Consider the following 21,662-nt stretch of genomic DNA (forward strand, 5'->3'; position numbering starts at 1 on the left):
GCTGCACTATTTATCACTTTTGTTCTCCCTGCTTTAGTCATTGCTAGTCTGTTTAATAAAAAACAGTCGTTACACGGTGATGCCAGATTTGCCACAACAAAAGAAATTCAGAAATCTGGATTGATGGGAAATAAGGGAATTTTAGTAGGGAAATATCATAATAAAATATTTACTGCTTGGCGGTCAGCAATTTGTACTTCTGGCTGCTCCGACACGAAGCGGTAAAGGTGTAGCGATTGTTATTCCTAACCTTCTAAAACTATTCGGATAGTGTAGTTGTACTGGATTTGAAGCTTGAAAACTTCCTATTAACTTCTAAATTTCGTGCTAAGAATGGCCAGAAAGTTTATCTATTCAGCCCATTTTCTGAAGATCTAAAATCTCACAAATGGAATCCATTTGATACCGTTAGTCATGACGAAAATTTTTAGAGTAGGTGAAATTCTTGCTATTTGGTCGAAGCTTCTACCCTGTGACTGGTGATGCTAAAACCGATTTTTGGAATGACAATGCTAATAACTTATTTTCTTGGCCTAGCCCTATATCTATTTGAAACTGAAGATCTGCCTGTAACTATGGGCGAGGTTTTAAGACAGAGTTCGGGTAAAGGTAAGCCAATTCAGGATCATATTAGATCTATTATTGATGAAAGAGCGCAAAGTGATAAACCGCTTAGTGATACTTGCCTTGATGCTTTAAACCGTTTTTTAAGTTCACCAGACAATACGCTCGGTAACATCATTTCTACTTTTACCTCACCTTTAACGATTTTTGCGAACCCGATTGTAGACGCTGCAACTTCATCAAGTGACTTTAAACTTGAAGATGTACGCAGACAAAGAATGTCTATCTATTTTGGTGTTCAACCAAACCGTTTAGGGGATGCTAAGAACTTAATCAATTTGTTCTATTCACTCTTAATTGATGTGAATCTAAAAACACTGCCACAACAAGATTCATCTTTGAAATATCAGTGCTTAGTCGTGAATGATGAAGCAACGGCTGTTGGTAAAGTAGCGAAAATTGCAGATGCTAACTCGTTTATCGCGGGTTATAACATTCGCTTATTAACAATTATTCAATCTATTGGCCAGCTAGAGGACGTTTATAAAACCCAAACTAGGGGGCTTGTGACTAACCATGCCTTGCAAATCGTTTATCCGCCTAGAGAACAACGTGATGCCAATGAATATAGTGAAATGCTTGGCTATTTCACTTTCAAAGCAAAATCTAAAGGCCAAAGCCGTTCTATGGCATGGGGTCAAGGTGGCTCAAATTCAGAAAATGAATCAGATCAAAGACGAGCTTTAATGCTCCCTCAAGAGTTAAAAGAATTGTCGCAAGATAAAGAAATTATCTTTATGGAAAATACAAAACCTATCATGTGTGAAAAGGCTAAGTATTTTAATGACAGTGCTTTTGTGGATCGCCTAAAGTCCGTTTCTCCTAGCATGAAAGCAATTAAGGGTTTTCCAACTCACAAGCAATTAGAAAAAATTGCCTTTGAGGATCTGGAACTTTCAATTCCTATTCCTGATTTAGACGTAAAGCTGCATAAGGCAAAAATTGAAAAACGTATAACTGAAATTACTACAGTAGAACAGGCTGAACAAATAGATATTTCTAGCTTAGTTATCCCTGAATTTAAGTTAGATAAAACAGTTTTTGAAGATCCAGAAAATCCACAACCTGAAGAATGTCTACAAGTGGTCGATCAATTCTTTGGGGCTGTTGAATGGGAAGAAGATACTGAAGCGCAAAATATTGTCGATGACTTCTTTAGCCAGGTGGAAGCTAGTGATGAAAATCCAATAGAAAACCTAGTTGCAGTAGACGAACCAGAACAAACGGAAAACCTTATTGCAATTGATGACACTGAATTTAGTCATGACGAAATAGAAAACCTTGTTGCAGTAGATGAACCAGATCCTCTGGCCATGATTGCAGAAATGGAAAATCTGGTTGCAGTAGATGAACCAGAACAAATAGAAAACCTTGTTGCAGTAGATGAACCAGATCCTCTGGCCATGATTGCAGAAATGGAAAATCTGGTTGCAGTAGATGAACCAGAACAAATAGAAAACCTTGTTGCAGTAGATGAACCAGATCTTCTGGCCATGATTGCAGAAATGGAAAATCTGGTTGCAGTAGATGAACCAGAACAAATGGAAAACCTTGTTTCAGCAGATGAATCAGATCCTCTAACCATGATTGCAGAATTGGAAAACCTAGAGGACAGCCTATTTGTACTTGGTGTCACTAAATTTAGTCATGACGAAGCCAAACAAATTGTTGATACGGTTTTTAATTGTGCTGAATCTGAATTTGCAGTTGATGAAGATCAACAAGACAACCTAAATGCAGTCAATAAAGGTCAAAAGGGATCTATAGAAAATTCAGATATTGATGACGTTTATCAGGCGTTTTCAGACCAAGTTAATTCTAAATAAGGAAACTATCATGAAAAAAATCTCTCTTACATTAATCAGCCTCGCCCTATCTTTTTCAGTTGTGGGCTGTACTTCAAATAAAGCCGTGACCAGTCCTAATGGCTTTTCATCTAAAGCAGTTAATCAGCCTGACACTGTAAAAAACTATATGCAAAGCATAGTTGTATATCAGAAAAATAAAGATTTAAGCACTGAAACTGAAAGACAAATTGCACTTCTAACAGACAAATATATTCAAACCAAAATGATTATTGACGAAGCAGCACGTCGCCAAAATATTTCTAATCAATAAGGACTTGATCATGACTGAAGCAAACAAGGTCGATAAACCTAGTTTTAATAAAGAACAAACCGGCTATACCAAACTTGGCCAGACGTTAGAAACAAATCAAGCTGAAGTCAATTCGATTGAAAAAGCTGAAAATATAGATATTTCAAAAAGCACAAAAGGTATTAATCAAGATCCTGAAGAAACTAAAGTAACTGATACCAAAAAGCTAAAAGCTGATGACAGTAAAGAACCTAGTGAAGAAGGCATACCTAAAGCATTGCTCAATAAATATTATGTGGTAGATGACAAATATCACTTTAAAGGTAATCCTGAAAAAGTAGCTTTTGAAGATTCTGGAAAAGCTTTAAAAACCACAATTGATGATAAACATATTGCTGCTTCAATGGTGGAGGTAGCAAAAGCTAAAAAATGGGAAACAATACAGGTTAAAGGCTCTGAAGAATTTAAACGGAATGTATGGCTTGAAGCTTCAATGAAGGGCATGACAGTAAAGGGTTATGAACCTCGTGATATTGACCTAGCCTTGCTCAATGACATGAAAAAAGAACAAGGTAAAGAGGTAATTCCCAATACTATTGAAAAGGGTAATGAACGCCAGAAAGAGAAGCCTTTAAATGAGAAGGATAAAGTAGATCCAACACAGGAACGGAAGGAAAAAATTAATAACCTGTCAGAACAGGAAAAAGCTTTACTGACAGTTTTTGATAAAAAAATGAAAGCTGACGGCTTCACAGAAAAGCAGCGCACAGCCAGTATAGACGTTGCGGTTGAACAGCTTAATCAGAAAAAAATGCACGTTGGAAAATTAGTAGATCATGGTGCAGCACCTTATGAGCATGATCCTAAGAATAACAGTAGCTACTACGCCACTATTGAAAATAGTAAAGGTGAAAAAAATACAATCTGGGCGAAGGATCTGGAACGTACTTTAAAAGAGCAAAATATCATTAAGAATGATGATATTGTCCTGTCCTATAAAGGGTCTAACAAAGTCGAAGTGAATACTAAAGAAATTGATCCTAAAACTGGACTGCCAACAGGTGCAAGAGTTCAAACATTGGCAAATAAAGGGAAGTGGGAAGCTCAAAGCTTGAGTAAATTGAAAGAAACAACTGAAAAAGCTTTAACCAAAAATGATAAAACTAAGCTTCAGATTCAACATAATGCCGACATTCAAAATCAGAAATTTCATAAGCCAAAATTAACGGCTTATGATGCCAATGCTCCAAAACAACAGCCAGTACAGCAGCCACAAGTTAAAACTCAAGAGAGAAATAAAAATAGAGATATATCCCGATAATCTTGGCCACGAAAACACCCATTAAGGGTGTTTTTTTATATCCCGCTACTAGATCAAATAGGAGCAGTTTATTTTCTGCGGTCGCCATTTAAAAAGCACAGCTTTTTAAAGCTCACTTGAAAACAACGGTAATCAGGGAAAGGAAAATTTAACTGATTGCGTCAGTTCGCAAAGTAGACACTTTGCTCTGATATATCTGCTATGGATCTAGATTAGATAGGTAATATAGATGCCTGGATAAACGCTGCAGCTTGCAGCATTTATCCAAGCATCGGGATTAGACGTTTTAGAGATTATGGACCAGACAATAATATTGGCAGTCCATAATCTACTAAAACCAATAGAAGGTTAAACTTGGGATATTGCTTGTATTGTCCACCTGTGGACTATATAATCAAATTTAATCTGATTAAGGACGGTAAAGAATGACAAATGCAGATTTTAAACTGCTAGTTGAATCATTGGGATTTTACAACCCTGAAGCGATACGCGATTATTTCAAAGCTATAGGATTCAATGAATCTATTAACGTCCGACCAATTCAATATTGGTTAAATGGTAAGAGCGTAGCTCTAAATATGCCAATTCCAGACGATGTGGTTGAGAATTTTAAACAGCTTGAACAAATGAAAATTGAGTTATCAGGCCAAGAAAAATTTAAGAAAAATACCTTTCTCTACAAAGATAAATATTTAATGTGGGAAAAATTCCCTGAATTAAAAGGGCTACCTTGCACGTACCTAAATCAATTAATGATTCTGGTGAATATGCTGCATGGTTATAGAGAAATGCAGTATTGCACAAGTTACTAAGGATCATAGAATGAAAAATCAGGATCTTTCTATTGTCGAGTTGGTTAGTAAACGCAATAAAATTGTCTATACGATTTGTGGATTATTAGTCTTACTGACAGCCTTATCTTTCGCCAGATACTTTCTGAATTTTAGTATCCTTTATCTTTTAATTCTGCTTATTCCATTTTTTGTTTTGATGTATTGGATGATAAGAGTTACCGAACATATAAAAGATGAGAAAAATTTAAAAGAATCTTCTTAAGAAGTGAGTAAATCGTATAACTCATGATCTAGAACTAGGATCTATAGGTTAAATATCTAAGATGAATGGGATTAGAATCGCATATAATTCTGCATTCATAAAATTTTAGCATCGGTAGTAATTCATGGATACAGCTCTAATTCAAACGCTAAAAAAAATTCTTAAGCAGTTTCCAAAATTCTGGAATGGTGAAAACTGAATAGCCACCAAAATTCTAGACACACATAACCATCTTTTGATGGGCCTTTTCATAATCTAATGGAGAACGCTGACCATTGGAACCATGTCTGCGTTTTGAGTTATAGAACATCTCTATATATTCAAAGATATCCGACCTTGCTTCAGTTCTTGTCACATAGATTTTCTTCTTGATCCTCTCTCGCTTTAACAGCTGAAAGAAGCTCTCAGCAACAGCATTATCATGGCAGTTTCCACGCCGGCTCATACTGCTTTCAAGGTTGTGATGCTTGAGAAATGTCTGCCATTCATGACTGGTGTATTGGCTACCTTGATCAGAATGAATCAGGACTTTGTTCTTTGGGCTTCTTCGCCACAAAGCCATCAGTAGAGCATCTAAAACCAGATCTGTTGTGATTCTCGACTTCATAGACCAGCCAACGACTAGCCGTGAGAATAGGTCGATTACTACTGCAAGATACAGCCATCCTTCATGAGTGCGAATATAAGTGATGTCAGTCACCCACAACTGGTTGGGCTGGGTGGGGTTAAACTGTCTGTCTAAAGTATTTCGAGCCACAATCGATGGAGTACTAACATTAGCTCTAGGTTTGCGATAGCCACGCTGTGACTTGAGACCATTCGCCTTCATGAGTCGATGTACTCGATTGATACCGCAACTTTCGCCAACGTCTTTCAAATCACAATGAATCTTGCGATAACCGTAGACTCCGCCAGATTCCAACCAGAACTGTTTAATTAATCCTGAAAGCTGTTGCCGCTTCCTCGCAGTTATACTGGTAGGTTTCTTTAACCAGGCGTAATAACCACTGTGATGAACATCTAACGTTGAACATAAACGACGAACAGACCATATATGTTGGTTGTCCCGAATAAAGGCGTACCTCATTTGGACTGGCTTGCGAAGTACACCGCGGCCTTTTTTAATATGTCCCTTTCTTCAGTGACCCTTTGCAGCTCTTTTTTTAATTTCGCTAATTCTGTAGTTGGATCACTAGATTCTGTTGTCTTGGGCTGCTGTGGATCATAACGTTTGATCCAAGCATACAGACTATGTGTAGTGGTTCCTAAATGTGTAGCAACTTCAGCCACACTATGACCTTTCTCAGTGACTTGTTTTACTGCTTCAATTTTGAATTCTTCAGGGTATCGTTTACTGCTCATAAGCACCTCGTTAATTAGCCATTTTATCTAACTAAAAGGTGTCTACAAAATCGGTGGCTATTCAAGTTTAAGCGTTTACACAGTTTTATTTACACTCTCCTAAAACCATTTAACAAAATCTATGACTATTTTACTTTCCCTTACCTAATCGTCCTAGTGTATATCTTTTTTTTTGATTAGCTTATTCCTAAATCAAGTGAATTTAGGTAAGTATGATGAACGATATCCAATTTTCAGATTGCGCAAAGGCATGTATGAGCTGTTCCCTTACCTGTGCCAGTTGTGCAAATGCCTGTCTAAAAGAAGAAAATCTGGAGATGATGCGAGAATGTATTCAGCGTTGTCTAGATTGTGCAGATATTTGTCAGCTCTGTGCTCGTATGCAGCAAAAAGAATCTCCTTTTATGAAAGAAATTTGTGAGCTTTGTGCCAAGGCTTGTGAATACTGTGCAGATGAATGTAGCCAACATGAGCATCAACACTGCCAGCAATGTGCTGATGCTTGCCGTGAATGTGCCGTCGAATGTCGAAAAATGGTTGTCTGATAAATAAAAGAATTAGTTGAGTTTAGGATTTACTCAATGAATAGCCAACGTGTTAGTTGTTAGTGGGTCAAACCACTAACAACGGCACTGTTGCAAATAGGGATCTGAGTCGATGATTTTCCCTTCAAAAAAGCTTAGAGACCGAAAACTCTATTTACTAGCCAAACTTCTCCTAGAATATTACCGTTATAAAATAATGAAGCTTGTCCTTTGCGTAGAGCACGCATAACCTCAATTCCTTTAATTGTGGCATAAGCCGTTTTCATAGACTTGAATCCCAACGTAGCCTTGATGATCCGTTTGAGCTTGCCATGATCACATTCAATCACGTTATTCTTGTATTTAATCTGTCGATGGTCCAGGTCTTCAGGACACTTTCCTTCCTGTTTTAGTCGCGACAAAGCACGGCCATAGGTATGAGCCTTATCAGTGTTTATGACTCGTGGAATCTGCCATTTTTTGACATGATTCAAAATCTTACCAAGAAAACAATAAGCTGAATGGGTATTTCGTCTAGCAGAAAGATAGAAATCAAGAGTATGGCCACGTTGGTCAACTGCACGGTATAGATATGCCCATTTGCCATTCACTTTTACGTAAGTTTCATCCAGATGCCATAAATGTCGATCTGTAGGATTACGCCAATACCAACGTAAACGTTTTTCCATTTCTGGAGCATAACGCTGAACCCAGCGATAAATTGTGGTGTGATCAACATTCACTCCACGTTCAGCGAGCATTTCCTGAAGTTCACGATAGCTGATGCCATATTTACAATACCAACGAACAGCCCAAAGAATGATTTCACCTTGAAAGTGCCGACCGTGGAAGGGATTCATCTGCTGTATCTCGAAATAAATAAGATATTTAGCTTATCATGTCAGCCTATTTGCAACAGTGCCATTCACACTTAGTTTTTTTTAATTTTCCATTTAGGCTGATGTAGGCATGAGCTTTTTCATTTTCACCTATTCCCACTTCTTCGAAGTGTAATCTGAAACTTGGAGACCAACCTTCACGAAAATTTTTGGGTAAATCACCATAATCTAAGAATGCTTCAATTGTATAAAGTTTTCTTAATTCTTCGTCCTTCATTGCCACTCCATGAACATTAGACTGATTCAATGATGTAATCTATACCTAGTGCCATTTTCCCAGACCAACTTTCTACAGTGTCTTTGGCTTTTATTATTTAAATATATTGATCCCCATCTTCGGGATACATCTTAAACAACCTTACAAGTCATTAAAAGCTAAGATTGTAGTTAGCTTAAAAGCTTACTACAATCAATAAACTAAACCATTATTAGGTTTAAGATGATATATAATCAAAAAATAGGTTATAAAATTCATTATATTACTATTTTTGATTATATATTTACTAAGTACTTATAAAGTGCTCAGCTACAAAAGATAAATGCAGTAATGTTAAATTTCCTCAATTCCCTTATTTTGAAATTCTCTTATTCAATACCCACGACAGTGGTTATATAGCCTGTTGTTAATAGAATTGATAGACCTAATAACATCTCAAATAAAATGGCATGACTAAGGTGTTTAGCGAATTTAGGATGTTGAAGACGCGGGGTGAAATACCATTTGTTGAAGGCAGCTAAAAGTAGAATACCTATAACAAAAAACATTTTAACCATGAAACCATAGCCATATGCAGTATTGATTAAGGTATTAAAATCTTTAATTAAAAGAAGAGCTACACTAGCGCCACAGGCGATTAATATCCCAACAATGAAAGCAGCAATACGTCCAAATACATGCATGCGATCTTTTAAAGGTAAACCACTTATTTCCCGGCTGGTTTTCCATAACGGATATAAAGACCCAATCCATAGCGACATAACTAGGATATGGATTGATAATAAAATTTGAGCAAGTAAGCTTAAATTAGCGACATGTCCGAGCTGAGAAAAACTAAAGATAATCGGGATTAGTAAAATACCAAATATTGAACTTTCAGTTATAGAAAACTGACTCTTTTTCCTGTTAAGTTTCACCACCATGAGAAGAAGTAAAAGAGTGAAACTAATACAACGAAGAATGTGTATATGCCCTGGCGGGGTATTCAGCAGTATATTAATATACGTGGGATCCCACATACCTTTAATACCGGTATTGGCAAAACTACCGATCAGAATAAAAAAACCTAAGGTACTGGAAATTAGGCCTAATCCGGCACCAATTGTAATATATTTAAGAATCGATTCTTTTAGTTCAAGATATTGTCTCAGTAAAAAATAGCAAAAGGCTCCACCAACGACAAAAGCTACACTTAAGTATAAAATAACCTTAGTTAACCAAGTTGCCCACATCCAATATTCAGAAATCATTATTTTTTCCATTCTGGGACAGCATGCCAGCACTTCACTGGCATGTTGAAAAGTAATGTAATTAATTCTTATTTTGTTGATTTAATAGTGAAACTATATTCACCATTCATGTTGTGACCATCCTTCCCCATTGTTGTCCAGACAACGGTATATTTACCTTTTTTCAGTTTCGGAAGAGCGACATCAAAGGATTTCTTTAAGTCATGAGTAACTTCATATTTTAAAGGAACATCTCTTCGCTGAGCATCCAGTAACTTAATATTCATCAACATAACCTCTGCACCAAAGTTAAGGGTCAAGTTCTTTGGTTGACTAAGGATAGATGCATTTTCCGCAGGAATCGCACTCACTAAACTCACATGAGCGAACGTAGTTGTAGTAGCCACAATCATCGTTGCAGCTACTACAACATTACGTAGAGCAGTCATTTTATTTTGAAATAATTTCATTTACGTTTCCTCTTGATTCGTTAGTTCATTAGAGATGACTTTATAAAATCTATATTTAATGAGACCACATCATCTCCTCTTATATTTCAATTATTAGTGAGAGACAGAAACAGAGCGATGACTTCAAAATTACATTTTTGTCATTTTTAAAAATCAATAGACTCAAGTGATAAAATTATTCAATAGAAATAAAAAAATTGACTATAACCAGCTACCACCTAAGTAAAACACCGGTGGCATAACCAGCGATCAACTTCATCAAAAGAATGAGTGGAGCAAATAAATGAAAAATACCTCTCTCTATTTGTTTGCTTCATTCATTTAAAGGTTGTATCGGCTGATCAACTGATGGAAGGAAAATATCATGACTTATATCCGCCAAACTTTACTTGCACTTTGTATAACCACTGCCGCTCTAGGTGCATTAGCCCAAAATCCTGAAGAGCATAAAACTCATCACCCAGAAAATACTCCTCCATCCACAGTCACTGTTAAAAAGACAGCTACTGGCACGATGACTCCAGACAAAATGGCTGCAATGGACCAGCACATGAAAGCGATGCAAGCCATGCATGAAAAGATGATGGCTGCAAAAAACCCGCAAGAACGTCAGAAACTTATGGCTGAGCACATGAAACTCATGCAAGGAGGTATAAGCATGATGAAACAGATGGGTAGCCAAAGCATGAATGCCAATATGGCTGACCGTCAGCAAATGATGGAAAAACGCATGGACATGATGCAATCCATGATGCAAATGATGATGGACTGTATGCCTCCCTCCACAACTAAATAATTACCCATGAATTAGAGAGGGAAGCACCATGAACCATCAACCTCAAGAACATAATTCAGTACCTAACTTTTGGTCTACACGTTATGCCATCGGTCTATTAGTGCTTGGTGGTGTGGCAGCCTATTTTCTCTTAACCGAGCATTTGGCCCATGTCGTTGGTTTTTTACCCTTTTTACTCCTTTTAGCTTGTCCACTCATGCATATTTTTATGCATGGTGGTCATGGACATCACCATCAACAGAAAAAATCAGACCCATCAGATAATAAAAAATCGCGCGAACCAGGAGATCCATCATGAATCATGCGGAATCGGCCTATGGTCTGTGGTGGCTCGTCATCATAAATTCGGCAATTTTCATTATGTTTGCCTTCAGTTTTTTTAAACCCGCCACAGCACGAGACTGGCGTACTTTTAGCGCTTTCTCTGCTTTCATCATTGCATTGTTTGTCGAGATGTATGGTTTCCCTTTAACCATTTACCTGTTGTCAGGCTGGCTACAAACTCGCTTTCCTGAACTTGATTTGCTGTCGCATAACTCAGGTCACTTATGGTCAACGCTACTGGGTGAAAAGGGTGATCCACATTTTGGCATTCTGCACATCGCGAGTTATATTTTTTTGGGCTATGGTTTCTATTTACTGTCATCAGCATGGAACGTGTTGTACCACGCACAACGTCATCACCAATTGGCAGTAACCGGACCCTATGCGCGCATACGTCACCCCCAATACGTGGCTTTTATCTTGATCTTGCTGGGGTTTTTATTGCAATGGCCAACTTTACTGACACTGATTATGTTTCCAATCTTACTCTTAATGTACAGCCGCTTGGCAATTAAGGAAGAGGCTGAAATGAGTAAACAGTTTGGCGCTGTCTATGACAGCTATGCTCAACAGACTCCGAGATTTATTCCAAAATTCGGCCATAAAACCACTTTTCCATAAGAGAATTATTTATGTCAGATCAAAAAAATCATAACCAGGACCATATGGCACAGGCTACAACAGACGTACTGAAAGACCCAGTCTGTGGTATGACCGTCACTGAAGAATCGAAATACCATGAGGAATTTAAGGGGAAAACTTACTTTTTTTGCAGTGATAAATGTCAATCAAAGTTTCATAGCAGCCCGGTGCAATATATCGCTAAACCCGCAACGACGACTGCCGATGCACATACACAGCATCATCAGACTACTCAATCCGTTAATGAGACAAGCACAACAGGCACGATCATCTATACGTGCCCAATGCATCCAGAAATTAAACAAGATCATCCTGGAAACTGTCCTAAATGTGGAATGACACTGGAGCCACTCATTCCCGAGTTAGAGGAAGATGAGAATCCTGAGTTACGTGATTTCCGTCGACGCTTCTGGTGTACACTGCCACTGACCATAGTCGTGACTTTTTTGGCGATGTTTGGCCATCAACTGAACCTGTTCGACATGGCGGTTCAGAGCTGGATTGAATTAGTGTTGTCACTGCCGATCGTACTCTGGGCAGGTTGGCCATTTTTTTCCCGTGGTTGGCAATCGGTCGTGAATCGCAGCCCGAACATGTGGACCCTGATCGGTCTAGGTACAGGGGCTGCTTTTATTTACAGTGTGGTTGCAACTGTAGCGCCACAAATCTTTCCAGACTCATTTATTTCCATGGGCCGTGTCGCTGTTTACTTTGAAGCTTCAGCGGTCATTATTTCGTTGACCCTACTGGGACAAATACTAGAATTAAAAGCACGTTCGCAAACTTCTGCTGCAATTAAGTCACTACTCGGACTTGCTCCTAAAACAGCTCGCCGAATTCTGTCCGATGGAACTGAGGAAGACGTTCCTCTGACTCATGTCCATGTAGGAGATTTACTTCGCATCCGCCCAGGTGAAAAAGTTCCTGTGGATGGTGTAGTCACTGAAGGAAGTAGTTCAGTAGATGAATCAATGCTGACAGGCGAACCTTTACCAATCACTAAACGTGTCGGCGATAAAGTCATTGGCGCTACCCTGAATACCAATGGTTCATTGATCATGCGTTCAGAGAAAATTGGTTCAAGTACCATGTTGTCCCAGATCGTACAGATGGTGGCACAAGCTCAACGCTCGAGAGCACCAATGCAACGTATGGCTGATCAGGTAGCAGGTTGGTTTGTCATGGCTGTAGTAGCCATTGCCTTGCTTACCTTCTTTGGATGGGGATTGTTCGGCCCAGAAGAGTCGAGCTGGGTTTATGCATTAATCAATGCTGTGGCAGTACTCATTATTGCCTGTCCTTGTGCACTAGGCTTGGCAACTCCAATGTCTATCATGGTTGCAACGGGTCAAGGTGCTACTCATGGTGTGTTGTTCCGCGATGCAGCAGCCATTGAGAATCTGCGCAAGATTGACACACTAATCATCGATAAAACAGGTACGTTGACCGAAGGACGCCCTGTATTCGATCGTGTGGTTGCCGCATCAGGTTTCGATGAATCTGAAGTATTACGTTTAGCCGCCAGTCTTGATCAAGGCAGTGAACACCCGCTAGCCGAAGCGATTGTAAATGCAGCACACGAACGTGGCCTGTCTCTTGAAACACCAGATAATTTTGAATCAGGCTCAGGGATTGGTGTTCGAGGTCAAGTGGGCGATCGTCAGTTAGCTTTGGGCAACACAGCACTGATGGAGCAATTAGGTATCTCGGTACAATTTCTGATTCCGCAAGCCGAAGAGCTGCGTTCAGAAGGTGCAAGTGTGATGCATCTAGCCATCAATGGTGAATTGGCCGGCCTGCTTGCAGTATCCGATCCCATCAAAAAAAGTACCCCTGAAGCACTTGCCACCCTGAAGGAAGCTGGACTACGTATCGTGATGGCAACAGGAGATGGTCTCACCACTGCCCGTTCAGTCGCAGCACGTCTGGGTATTGATGAGGTACATGGTGAAGTTAAACCCGCAGATAAACTAGAACTGGTCAGCAAATTGCAGAAGGAAGGTCGCATCGTGGCAATGGCCGGCGATGGAATCAATGATGCACCAGCACTAGCCAAGGCTGATGTCGGTATCGCTATGGGGACCGGAACTGATGTCGCAATGAATAGTGCTCAAGTTACGCTGGTCAAGGGGGATTTACGCGGTATCGCGGTTGCCCGTTCCCTTTCGGAAGCTACTGTTGGCAACATGAAACAGAACCTCATGTTTGCTTTCCTTTACAATGCCTTGGGTATCCCAATCGCAGCTGGCGTACTCTATCCATTTACCGGTTGGTTATTGTCACCCATGATTGCGGCCTTGGCGATGAGTTTTAGTTCAGCTTCAGTCATCACGAATGCCCTTCGCCTGCGAAATAAAAAGTTATGATAGAGAGTTCTTTTCTTCCACCAGATGTACCAGGTCTTATTGCAGCACTTGCCATCGGCCTGCTCATTGGTTTAGAACGAGGATGGCACGATCGTGAATTGCCCGAGGGCAGCCGAGTAGCAGGCCTACGTACCTTCACATTGACAGGATTGCTCGGAGGAGTGCTCGGTCATTTACAACCAAACTTCGGGCCTTGGCCGCTGGTCGCGGCCGTATTAGGGCTTTCCTTATTATTAACAGTGTCCTACGCGCGTACCGCAAAACTTTCCGGTAATCTAAGCGCTACCACGACGATCGCGATGCTGTTGACATTAGTTTTAGGTGCATATGCATCCCATGGTAATGTTACTTTAGCATTAACCGCGGCTGTAATCGTCGCTGTATTTTTGGATCTCAAGCCAACCTTACACGGTTGGCTACGCTTGATAGAGCATCGTGAATTAACCGCATCCCTGCAGTTGCTGGTACTTTCTGTCGTTATATTACCCTACTTACCCAATACGGGTCTGGGACCTTTTGCTGCATTAAATCCTTACCAGTTATGGTGGGCAGTGATCCTGATTGCCGGACTCTCTCTGGCAGGTCATTTTGCCATGCGGCTTACCGGTTCAGAAAGAGGCATATTCTGGACAGGTCTATTGGGTGGTTTGGCATCTTCTACAGCTGCAACTGTCGCACTGGCACGCTATACACGCCAGCACCCCGTCATGGTCAGTGCTGCTATTTCTGGAACATTGGCTGCCTGTGGCATCATGTTTTTTCGTATGGTTGTGCTGATAGGCGTCATTGAGCCAGCATTGCTAAGCACTTTTGGTGGTGCAATGATGATTGCGGGAATCCTTCTGCTGGGTATGGCATTGTGGAGACAACGCCAAATTACCAGCGCTGAAAACAACGATCGAACAATAGAAGCAATGGCTCCTTTTGATCTTGGGACAGCATTCAGCTTCGCTGCTTTCCTGGCTGTCATGGCAGTCTTGGTCCCGGCAGCAAAACAATGGTTGGGCACCAGCGGCATCTTCGTATTATCGACTATTTCTGGGCTAGCAGACGTAGATGCTATTTTAGTCTCACTTGCCCGCCTGCATAGTACTGAAGGCTTAACAACAAATGTGGCTGCTGTCGCGCTAGGGCTGGCCACACTGAGCAACATGTTAAGCAAAGCGACAATTGCATGGATGACAGGGGGGGGCACAGTTTGGCCGAGCTATCATATTTGGCTACACAATTGCCATGATAGGTGCTGGCGTAGCTCTGGCTCTCAGTTTGAGCTTTATGTAAGGTCAACTCGGGTAAATGGAAGATGTTCAAAAAATGAGTTAAAATGATTCCCCTTGCATGGATTCACTTTGAAAAACAATGGTAAAAATGATTCGACCATTGAGGGATTCAGCCTGGATGGTCGCCCCAAGCATATCAAGAATAGATTTTGTTATGGCAAGCCCTAAGCCGGTTCCTTCTTCTGTTCTTTGTCTAGACGCATCTGTTCGATAAAAACGATCAAATAATCTGGATAGTTGTTCAGGAGAGAGTTCAGGGCCTTCATTTTCAATTGAAAATATTGTGTTATCTAAATTCTGTTGAAGTTTTATCTGTATTGTAGAATTCTTGTTTCCATATTTAACTGCATTAGACAATAGGTTGCTGAGTGCGCGACGTAACATAGCAGGATCACCTTTTACATTGCCAGATCCTGTTTGTTGAAGTGTCATATTTTTTTCGGCAGCTAGAGCGTCATAGAAATCAAATAAAGCGGTAACTTCTTTAATGAGGTCAATATTCTGTAAGTTCTGTAAATTTAAGCCATGTTCTGCTTTTGCCAAGAAAAGCATATCGGACACCATTCGAGCCAAACGTTCAAATTCTTCTAAATTAGAAAATAGTATTTCTTGATAAGTACCAATATCTCGGTTACGGGCGAGACATACTTGAGTTTGGGTCATTAAATTATTAATCGGTGTTCTAATTTCATGTGCTAAATCAGATGAAAAATCGGAAAGTTTTTCTAAAGCTGACTCTAGTCTGTCCAGCATAGCATTGAAGGCGATTGCCAATGATTTTAGTTCGGTTGGTGTATGCTCAACTTCTAAACGTTCTGAAAGATGTTGAGCAGAAATTCCTTCTGCGACCTTAGCCATTTTTTGCACGGGTCTTAAACCTCTCCAGGTTGCAAACCAACCTAAAAACATTAAACAAATTGTACCAGCCAAACCAATATACAAAAGTTGACGCTTAAAATCTTTTAGAAAATGTAGATGTTCTGATGTATCGATCCCAACAATAATTCGTACAGATTGTATTTCAGAATTTCTATTTATACCTGTAGTGTAGATCATGCCACGATAGGTCTTATTTTGAACTTGCCATTTAATCCATGAATTATTTGCTGACTTGATTAAATTTTGAGTATTAATGATTGAGGATGCAGAACTAAATAAAACTTGACCTGTCGGTCGTTCTATTTGGACCATAAGATCATGGTGTCCAACTAACGCATCTCTTAAATAGAAATTAAGTTCTGGAGAATTTTTAGTATTCTGTTGAAGAAGATTCTGAATAAGCTGGATTTTACCTTCTAATTGGGTACGGTCTTGAGTTTCAAAATGATGCATTACTAATTTATTTATGAATAAACCCATAATAATTAGAATGAAAATAGTAGATAATGAGAAAATAATACCGATCCGAAAACTGATCGCTCTGAATAAATTATTATTCATCCTCTACCTCTAGTACATATCCCATTCCTCGAATATTCTGAATTAATTTGGGAGTAAAGTTACTGTCAACTTTACTTCTTAATCGTTTAATAGCGACTTCAACGACATTCGTATCACTATCAAAATTCATATCCCAAATTTGAGAAGCAATCAGCGCTCTTGGTAAAATTTCACCTCGTCTACGCATAAAAAGTTCCATAAGCGCGAATTCTTTTGCCGTCAGATCAATGCGTTGACCCGCTCGCGTTACCCGACGTTTTCTCAAATCAAGTTCTAAATCAGCAATCTTAATAATATTACTATCTTCTCTTTGCTGCCCTCGTCTAAGGAGAGTTTTGATTCGAGCAAGAAGCTCTGCAAAAGCAAAAGGCTTTATTAAATAATCATCAGCGCCTAACTCTAGACCTTTTACTCGATCTTCTATCTGATCTCTGGCTGTTAAAAACAGAATGGGCATTGTTTTGCCACTTTTACGAATATCATTAATAATATTCCAACCATCCAGTCCGGGTAACATGACGTCTAAGATAATTAAGTCGTATTCTTCAGAAAGAGCTTGATGTTTACCTGTTAATCCATCTGTAACCCAGTCGGTAATATAACCCGCTTCGGATAAACCTTGTTTGAGATAGTCACCAGTTTTTTGTTCATCTTCAACCAATAATATTCTCATCTCAGAATCCTAAGTCATTCATTAAACCTATAATAACTTTATAAAACCCGAGATTGAGATAGATTACAAAAATGTCATTTTCAAGTCACTCAGATGTTCGGTGAAGCGTTTTATTGTAATACGAAGAAACTTAATTTTAGAGAAACTTATGAAAACTGTATTGCGTCGTAGCTTAACTACTTTAGTGTGCATGGGAGCATTAATCGCAGGTACTCAATCTTGGGCAAATGATGCAAAAGATCTATCAAATTCGAAATCTAATGCTGTGACAACTGCAAAAAAAGCACAAGAGCCGTGTTCTAAACCTTGTAAGATGAACAAGGATAATAAAGTTCAGCAAGAACCTGGCCAACAGCAAGCGGCAAATTCCTCTGATATGTCGAAAATGGATCATTCCATGATGAATATGGACCATTCGAAAATGGATCATTCAAAAATGAATATGTCCAATACATCAAATAAATAATTTTATAAAAGCAGGAAAGGAGTATTGGAGCTAACGATAAGGATTGCCTTAATACTCTAATCTGGTCTTTTTAACGGTGAGATAGAATGTCAAATAAGTTAAGTCATATACTCTTAATTGGAGTTGGTTTATTTTCATCAACTTGGGTAATGGCGGCAGTTAAAGAATATGATTTAACGATCGCGGAACAGACTGTAAATATTACAGGAAAACCGCTAAAGAGAATTACCGTTAATGGTAAATTCGTTGCCCCTCTTCTTGAATTTGAAGAAGGGGATGATGCCGTTATTCGTGTTCATAATAAGCTAAAAAATCAGGACTCTTCAATTCATTGGCATGGTTTGATATTACCCGGAATCATGGATGGAGTACCTGGGTTCAACCAGTTTGAAGGCATCGCCCCTAATAAAACGTATGAGTATAAATTCAAGGTTCGTCAAAATGGTACTTATTGGTATCACTCCCATAGTAAAGGGCAAGAGCAAGACGGCCTATATGGTGCTTTAGTTATTTATCCGAAAAATAAAATCCCCTTAACATCATCTGAAAAAACTGATAGAGATTATGTGGTTTTGCTTTCTGATTTTCATAATTCTACAAGTGATCAAATTACGAAAAATCTTAAAAAAGAAGCAGATTACTATCAGAACCGTCGAGAAACGGTATTTGATGTCATGAAACAAGTTAAACGTGATGGATTGAAGGCAACTTGGCAAGACCGCTCTATGTGGAATCAGATGCGGATGTTGAAAACAGATATGTCTGATGTCACAGGCTATACATTTTTAATGAATGGCAAAACGCCTCAGCAAAACTGGACCGGTAATTTTAAAGCTGGAGAAAAAGTTCGCCTTCGATTTATTAATGCTTCTGCAATGTCATTTTTTGATGTACGAATTCCAAATTTAAAAATGACAGTGGTAAGTGCCGATGGTCAACCTGTAAAACCTGTTCCTGTAGATGAGTTCCGTATAGGTACTGCTGAAACTTATGATGTCATTGTTGAACCGAAACAAGCCCATTATCAAATCGAAGCTGAATCTATTGACCGTACTGGATTTTCGGTTGGAACCTTACATGATGAAAATACCTCACCTGTAAAACAAATTGAGATGCCTAAGCCTCGTCCTCGTTCTTTATTGACTATGGAAGATATGGGAATGGATCATGACATGTCTTCTATGAAAGGTATGGATCATGATATGTCTTCTATGAAAGGCATGAATCACGATATGTCTTCTATGAAAGGTATGGATCATGATATGTCTTCTATGAAAGATATGAATCATGATATGTCTTCAATGAAAGATATGAATCATGATATGTCTTCTATGAAAGGCATGAATCACGATATGTCTTCTATGAAAGGTATGGATCATGATATGTCTTCAATGAAAGATATGAATCATGATATGTCTTCTATGAAAGGCATGAATCACGATATGTCTTCTATGAAAGGCATGAATCACGATATGTCTTCTATGAAAGGTATGGATCATGATATGCCGATGAATAGCGCTACTGTTAAGGCGGCTTCAGACAAGAATGATAATACCGTATTTGGATGGGCAAATGCTTCAACACCTGAAGGTAATAAAGCATTGCAATATAGTGATTTGCAATCGTTAGATCTTCAAAAAGACACTCGTGCAGCTGAACGTGAAATAGAGATCCGTCTTGGTGGAAACATGGAGCGTTATATTTGGACAATAAATGGTAAAAAATTTAATGAAGCCGACCCACTAGTGGTGAAGTATGGTGAACGTATTCGCTTAAAATTTGTCAATGACAGTATGATGGCTCACCCAATGCACTTACATGGCATGTTTATGCAGCTTGAGAATGGTCAGGATCCAAGCAATATGCCAAACAAACATACGGTAATTGTTCCACCTGGGAAAACGATAACCACTCTACTCACAGCTGATGAGTTAGGTGAGTGGGCTATTCATTGTCACCTGCTTTACCATATGAGTGCAGGAATGATGAATAAACTCATTGTAGCTCAAGTGGAAGATGGTAATTCTACAAAGACTGTTCCTCAGTCCCAAGTAAATGAGAAGGGAGTAAATCCACATGCACATCACTAATAATTTGTTTTCAAAAACAACTTTGATGATTGCGCTATTTGGATTATCAAATCTAACGTTCGCTAAAAATGAAACTCCTGTACAAGACAGTAATATTACAAAAAATATGAAAATTCTTTTACAGGAATCTGGAGGATTAAAGTATTCCCTTCAAGAGCGTTATCCAGAATATTATTCAATGGAAAATGCGAATATGGGGGATAAGAGTGTCCAGATTGCGCTTGAGAACTCTAACTCACCTCATGACAATCATCTTAAAGAACATGGTGGACAAATTTATCAAACGACAAAATTTGAAAATGAATGGATGGTTGATGAAGACGGTAAGGGCAACCTAGGAACAAAGTTTGAAACTTTAATTGGAACAGATGAAAATCGTCTATTTATTGAAGCCAATTCGGAAAAGTCAGAAAGTAATGATCCAAAATATGCTGTATCAGCACTTTATAGCCGTAACGTAGCCCCATTTTGGGATGTACAAGCTGGGGTAAGATATAGTGAAGATAAAAATAACAGCAGCAGCGATCGAGTGGATGGGGTTATTGGTATATTAGGTCTAGCTCCTTATTTCTTTGAAACACAAGCATATCTTTATGGCGGTGAGAATAATTTTTGGGGAGCAAGTTTTGAATTAGAACGTGATTTGCTTTTAACTCAGAAACTTATTACTCAACCTTATATCGAAGCAGATGTAATATTTAGCGATGATTCTAACTATGCTGCAAAATCAGGTTTATCAGAACTAAAAACTGGTATCAAAACTAGATATGAGATTACTAAGCGATTTAAACCTTTTATTGATATTGCTTATCAGTATGAAAAAGGACAGCAAGATACTTTTATGCAAGAGGCTACTAATTCCGAAAAAGGGTGGAAATATGGTGCAGGCATCGAATTAGTTTTTTAAAAGCGATTTAAATAAAAATCAAAAATAGCAGTTTAATACTGCTATTTTTTTTTGTATGCTTATTTTGTGAAATGTTGATCCAGATGGCACTGTTGCAAATAGTGATTTGAGTCGATGATGTTCCCTTTAAAAAGTGCTTAGAGACCGAAAACCCTGTTGATTAGACACACTTCACCCTGAGGCTGACCATAATAAAATGACGATGCTTGTCCTTTACGTAGTGCACGCATGACTTCAATACCTTTAATTGTGGCATAAGCAGTCTTCATAGATTTGAATCCTAATGTGGCCCTGATGATTCGCTTTAACTTACCATGATCACATTCAATGACATTATTTTTATACTTAATCTGCCTGTGCTCAATATCTACTGGACATTTTCCTTCTCGCTTTAATCGTGATAAAGCATGGCCATAGGTCGCTGCTTTATCTGTATTGATGACCCGTGGAATTTGCCATTTTTTCACCGTATTGAAGATCTTTCCTAGAAAACTATAGGCTGATTTACTGTTCCGTCTAGCGGAAAGGTAAAAGTCAATCGTATGACCCCGTTGATCAACTGCACGATACAGGTAAGTCCATCGCCCCTTCACTTTGATATAAGTCTCATCCATATGCCATGAATGTAAATCTGTAGGATTACGCCAATACCAGCGTAACCGTTTTTCCATTTCTGGAGCATAACGCTGAACCCAACGATAAATTGTACTGTGATCCACATTTATGCCTCGTTCAGCGAGCATTTCTTGAAGTTCACGATAGCTGATGCCATATTTACAATACCAACGAACAGCCCAAAGAATGATTTCACCTTGAAAGTGCCGACCGTGGAAGGGATTCATCTGCTGTATCTCGAAATAAATAAGATATTTAGCTTAT

22 protein-coding genes and 1 pseudogene are annotated in these 21,662 nt (G+C 38.9%); 15 read left to right on the forward strand and 8 right to left on the reverse strand.

The window, feature by feature from the left end; translation table 11 throughout:
- Positions 1–287: 287 nt before the first annotated feature.
- The 6 genes from ABZP31_RS14865 to ABZP31_RS14890 all read left to right on the forward strand — a co-directional run bounded on the left by ABZP31_RS14865 (position 288) and on the right by ABZP31_RS14890 (position 5,098).
- The gene (locus tag ABZP31_RS14865) at positions 288–431 is read left to right on the forward strand and encodes a type IV secretory system conjugative DNA transfer family protein (RefSeq protein WP_367156980.1); all 144 of its coding nucleotides are present in this window, start codon (positions 288–290) and stop codon (positions 429–431) included.
- A gap of 51 nt (positions 432–482) precedes the next feature.
- The gene (locus tag ABZP31_RS14870) at positions 483–2,450 is read left to right on the forward strand and encodes a type IV secretory system conjugative DNA transfer family protein (protein ID WP_367156981.1); all 1,968 of its coding nucleotides are present in this window, start codon (positions 483–485) and stop codon (positions 2,448–2,450) included.
- Positions 2,451–2,460: 10 nt separating this feature from the next.
- Positions 2,461–2,742, forward strand: a complete 282-nt coding sequence (locus ABZP31_RS14875; RefSeq protein ID WP_367156977.1) for a hypothetical protein — start codon at positions 2,461–2,463, stop codon at positions 2,740–2,742.
- Positions 2,743–2,752: 10 nt separating this feature from the next.
- Entirely contained in the window at positions 2,753–4,042 is a 1,290-nt protein-coding gene (locus ABZP31_RS14880; RefSeq protein WP_367156979.1) for an LPD7 domain-containing protein, read from the forward strand.
- 425 nt (positions 4,043–4,467) lie between these two features.
- The gene (locus tag ABZP31_RS14885) at positions 4,468–4,854 is read left to right on the forward strand and encodes a hypothetical protein (protein WP_151984896.1); all 387 of its coding nucleotides are present in this window, start codon (positions 4,468–4,470) and stop codon (positions 4,852–4,854) included.
- A 10-nt stretch (positions 4,855–4,864) separates the two neighbouring features.
- Complete coding sequence (locus ABZP31_RS14890) at positions 4,865–5,098, forward strand: transposase (protein WP_151984898.1); 234 nt, start codon at positions 4,865–4,867, stop codon at positions 5,096–5,098.
- Between the two features lie 214 nt (positions 5,099–5,312).
- Here ABZP31_RS14890 and ABZP31_RS14895 read toward each other — a convergent pair.
- Positions 5,313–6,460 (reverse strand): IS3 family transposase gene (locus ABZP31_RS14895; RefSeq protein ID WP_104425814.1). Its coding sequence is split into 2 segments (ribosomal slippage): positions 5,313–6,214 and positions 6,214–6,460, totalling 1,149 coding nucleotides; the frame shifts between segments, so codons are not numbered across the junction.
- Positions 6,461–6,675: 215 nt separating this feature from the next.
- Here ABZP31_RS14895 and ABZP31_RS14900 point away from each other — a divergent pair.
- The gene (locus tag ABZP31_RS14900) at positions 6,676–7,005 is read left to right on the forward strand and encodes a four-helix bundle copper-binding protein (RefSeq protein WP_016804323.1); all 330 of its coding nucleotides are present in this window, start codon (positions 6,676–6,678) and stop codon (positions 7,003–7,005) included.
- Between the two features lie 134 nt (positions 7,006–7,139).
- Here ABZP31_RS14900 and ABZP31_RS14905 read toward each other — a convergent pair whose 3' ends face one another.
- From ABZP31_RS14905 to ABZP31_RS14920, 4 genes are all read right to left on the reverse strand, one after another.
- Positions 7,140–7,844, reverse strand: coding sequence for an IS6-like element IS1007 family transposase (locus tag ABZP31_RS14905; RefSeq protein WP_001067793.1), 705 nt, complete (start codon positions 7,842–7,844; stop codon positions 7,140–7,142).
- A 46-nt stretch (positions 7,845–7,890) separates the two neighbouring features.
- On the reverse strand, positions 7,891–8,100 hold the full coding sequence (locus ABZP31_RS14910; RefSeq protein WP_228273101.1) for a hypothetical protein: 210 nt from the start codon (positions 8,098–8,100) through the stop codon (positions 7,891–7,893).
- A 368-nt stretch (positions 8,101–8,468) separates the two neighbouring features.
- Positions 8,469–9,350 (reverse strand): copper resistance D family protein, encoded by an 882-nt coding sequence (locus ABZP31_RS14915; protein ID WP_034429273.1) that lies wholly within the window; start codon positions 9,348–9,350, stop codon positions 8,469–8,471.
- 68 nt (positions 9,351–9,418) lie between these two features.
- The gene (locus tag ABZP31_RS14920; protein WP_004281877.1) at positions 9,419–9,799 is read right to left on the reverse strand and encodes a copper resistance protein CopC; all 381 of its coding nucleotides are present in this window, start codon (positions 9,797–9,799) and stop codon (positions 9,419–9,421) included.
- Positions 9,800–10,163: 364 nt separating this feature from the next.
- Here ABZP31_RS14920 and ABZP31_RS14925 point away from each other — a divergent pair, with 364 nt between their 5' ends.
- The 5 genes and pseudogenes from ABZP31_RS14925 to ABZP31_RS14945 all read left to right on the forward strand — a co-directional run bounded on the left by ABZP31_RS14925 (position 10,164) and on the right by ABZP31_RS14945 (position 15,208).
- Positions 10,164–10,595 (forward strand): hypothetical protein, encoded by a 432-nt coding sequence (locus tag ABZP31_RS14925; RefSeq protein WP_005407407.1) that lies wholly within the window; start codon positions 10,164–10,166, stop codon positions 10,593–10,595.
- 28 nt (positions 10,596–10,623) lie between these two features.
- The gene (locus ABZP31_RS14930; protein WP_005407413.1) at positions 10,624–10,893 is read left to right on the forward strand and encodes a DUF2933 domain-containing protein; all 270 of its coding nucleotides are present in this window, start codon (positions 10,624–10,626) and stop codon (positions 10,891–10,893) included.
- The gene (locus ABZP31_RS14935; protein WP_004681447.1) at positions 10,890–11,540 is read left to right on the forward strand and encodes an isoprenylcysteine carboxylmethyltransferase family protein; all 651 of its coding nucleotides are present in this window, start codon (positions 10,890–10,892) and stop codon (positions 11,538–11,540) included. The genes ABZP31_RS14930 and ABZP31_RS14935 overlap by 4 nt, the downstream gene beginning before the upstream one ends.
- Before the next feature lie 11 nt (positions 11,541–11,551).
- Positions 11,552–13,927: a heavy metal translocating P-type ATPase gene (locus ABZP31_RS14940; protein ID WP_151984902.1), complete on the forward strand. Its 2,376-nt coding sequence runs from the start codon at positions 11,552–11,554 to the stop codon at positions 13,925–13,927.
- A pseudogene (locus tag ABZP31_RS14945) lies at positions 13,924–15,208 on the forward strand (MgtC/SapB family protein). The gene ABZP31_RS14940 and the pseudogene ABZP31_RS14945 overlap by 4 nt, the downstream one beginning before the upstream one ends.
- Before the next feature lie 38 nt (positions 15,209–15,246).
- On the opposite strand, the gene ABZP31_RS14950 reads toward ABZP31_RS14945, so the two are convergent.
- Positions 15,247–16,647 (reverse strand): heavy metal sensor histidine kinase, encoded by a 1,401-nt coding sequence (locus ABZP31_RS14950; RefSeq protein WP_005407400.1) that lies wholly within the window; start codon positions 16,645–16,647, stop codon positions 15,247–15,249.
- Complete coding sequence (locus ABZP31_RS14955; protein WP_005407402.1) at positions 16,640–17,320, reverse strand: heavy metal response regulator transcription factor; 681 nt, start codon at positions 17,318–17,320, stop codon at positions 16,640–16,642. Before ABZP31_RS14955 ends, ABZP31_RS14950 begins: the two co-directional genes overlap by 8 nt.
- 148 nt (positions 17,321–17,468) lie before the next feature.
- Between ABZP31_RS14955 and ABZP31_RS14960 the strand changes: the two genes are divergently transcribed.
- The 3 genes from ABZP31_RS14960 (at position 17,469) to ABZP31_RS14970 (ending at position 20,783) form a co-directional block, all read left to right on the forward strand.
- Positions 17,469–17,786 carry a hypothetical protein gene (locus ABZP31_RS14960; protein WP_151984904.1) on the forward strand — a complete coding sequence of 106 codons (318 nt, stop codon included), beginning with the start codon at positions 17,469–17,471 and terminating at the stop codon, positions 17,784–17,786.
- A gap of 86 nt (positions 17,787–17,872) precedes the next feature.
- Complete coding sequence (locus ABZP31_RS14965) at positions 17,873–19,876, forward strand: multicopper oxidase domain-containing protein (protein ID WP_151984906.1); 2,004 nt, start codon at positions 17,873–17,875, stop codon at positions 19,874–19,876.
- On the forward strand, positions 19,863–20,783 hold the full coding sequence (locus ABZP31_RS14970; RefSeq protein WP_005407396.1) for a copper resistance protein B: 921 nt from the start codon (positions 19,863–19,865) through the stop codon (positions 20,781–20,783). The genes ABZP31_RS14965 and ABZP31_RS14970 overlap by 14 nt, the downstream gene beginning before the upstream one ends.
- A gap of 137 nt (positions 20,784–20,920) precedes the next feature.
- Here the strand turns inward: ABZP31_RS14970 and ABZP31_RS14975 are convergent, their stop codons facing one another.
- Positions 20,921–21,625 carry an IS6-like element IS1008 family transposase gene (locus ABZP31_RS14975; protein ID WP_001067783.1) on the reverse strand — a complete coding sequence of 235 codons (705 nt, stop codon included), beginning with the start codon at positions 21,623–21,625 and terminating at the stop codon, positions 20,921–20,923.
- Positions 21,626–21,662: the final 37 nt, after the last annotated feature.

This window comes from Acinetobacter sp. FL (assembly GCF_040744925.1).
GTDB classification, from domain to species: Bacteria; Pseudomonadota; Gammaproteobacteria; order Pseudomonadales; family Moraxellaceae; genus Acinetobacter; species Acinetobacter radioresistens.

Excerpts from the sequence above, each read along its gene's own strand:
- ABZP31_RS14910 (WP_228273101.1), bottom strand. The coding sequence starts at position 8,100 with ATGAAGGACGAAGAATTAAGAAAACTTTATACAATTGAAGCATTCTTA.
- ABZP31_RS14930 (WP_005407413.1), top strand. The coding sequence starts at position 10,624 with ATGAACCATCAACCTCAAGAACATAATTCAGTACCTAACTTTTGGTCT.
- ABZP31_RS14915 (WP_034429273.1), bottom strand. The coding sequence starts at position 9,350 with ATGATTTCTGAATATTGGATGTGGGCAACTTGGTTAACTAAGGTTATT.
- ABZP31_RS14975 (WP_001067783.1), bottom strand. The coding sequence starts at position 21,625 with ATGAATCCCTTCCACGGTCGGCACTTTCAAGGTGAAATCATTCTTTGG.
- ABZP31_RS14885 (WP_151984896.1), top strand. The coding sequence starts at position 4,468 with ATGACAAATGCAGATTTTAAACTGCTAGTTGAATCATTGGGATTTTAC.
- ABZP31_RS14870 (WP_367156981.1), top strand. The coding sequence starts at position 483 with ATGCTAAAACCGATTTTTGGAATGACAATGCTAATAACTTATTTTCTT.
- ABZP31_RS14965 (WP_151984906.1), top strand. The coding sequence starts at position 17,873 with ATGTCAAATAAGTTAAGTCATATACTCTTAATTGGAGTTGGTTTATTT.
- ABZP31_RS14955 (WP_005407402.1), bottom strand. The coding sequence starts at position 17,320 with ATGAGAATATTATTGGTTGAAGATGAACAAAAAACTGGTGACTATCTC.
- ABZP31_RS14940 (WP_151984902.1), top strand. The coding sequence starts at position 11,552 with ATGTCAGATCAAAAAAATCATAACCAGGACCATATGGCACAGGCTACA.
- ABZP31_RS14900 (WP_016804323.1), top strand. The coding sequence starts at position 6,676 with ATGAACGATATCCAATTTTCAGATTGCGCAAAGGCATGTATGAGCTGT.
- ABZP31_RS14935 (WP_004681447.1), top strand. The coding sequence starts at position 10,890 with ATGAATCATGCGGAATCGGCCTATGGTCTGTGGTGGCTCGTCATCATA.
- ABZP31_RS14905 (WP_001067793.1), bottom strand. The coding sequence starts at position 7,844 with ATGAATCCCTTCCACGGTCGGCACTTTCAAGGTGAAATCATTCTTTGG.
- ABZP31_RS14950 (WP_005407400.1), bottom strand. The coding sequence starts at position 16,647 with ATGAATAATAATTTATTCAGAGCGATCAGTTTTCGGATCGGTATTATT.
- ABZP31_RS14890 (WP_151984898.1), top strand. The coding sequence starts at position 4,865 with ATGAAAAATCAGGATCTTTCTATTGTCGAGTTGGTTAGTAAACGCAAT.
- ABZP31_RS14970 (WP_005407396.1), top strand. The coding sequence starts at position 19,863 with ATGCACATCACTAATAATTTGTTTTCAAAAACAACTTTGATGATTGCG.
- ABZP31_RS14920 (WP_004281877.1), bottom strand. The coding sequence starts at position 9,799 with ATGAAATTATTTCAAAATAAAATGACTGCTCTACGTAATGTTGTAGTA.
- ABZP31_RS14880 (WP_367156979.1), top strand. The coding sequence starts at position 2,753 with ATGACTGAAGCAAACAAGGTCGATAAACCTAGTTTTAATAAAGAACAA.
- ABZP31_RS14960 (WP_151984904.1), top strand. The coding sequence starts at position 17,469 with ATGAAAACTGTATTGCGTCGTAGCTTAACTACTTTAGTGTGCATGGGA.
- ABZP31_RS14925 (WP_005407407.1), top strand. The coding sequence starts at position 10,164 with ATGACTTATATCCGCCAAACTTTACTTGCACTTTGTATAACCACTGCC.
- ABZP31_RS14875 (WP_367156977.1), top strand. The coding sequence starts at position 2,461 with ATGAAAAAAATCTCTCTTACATTAATCAGCCTCGCCCTATCTTTTTCA.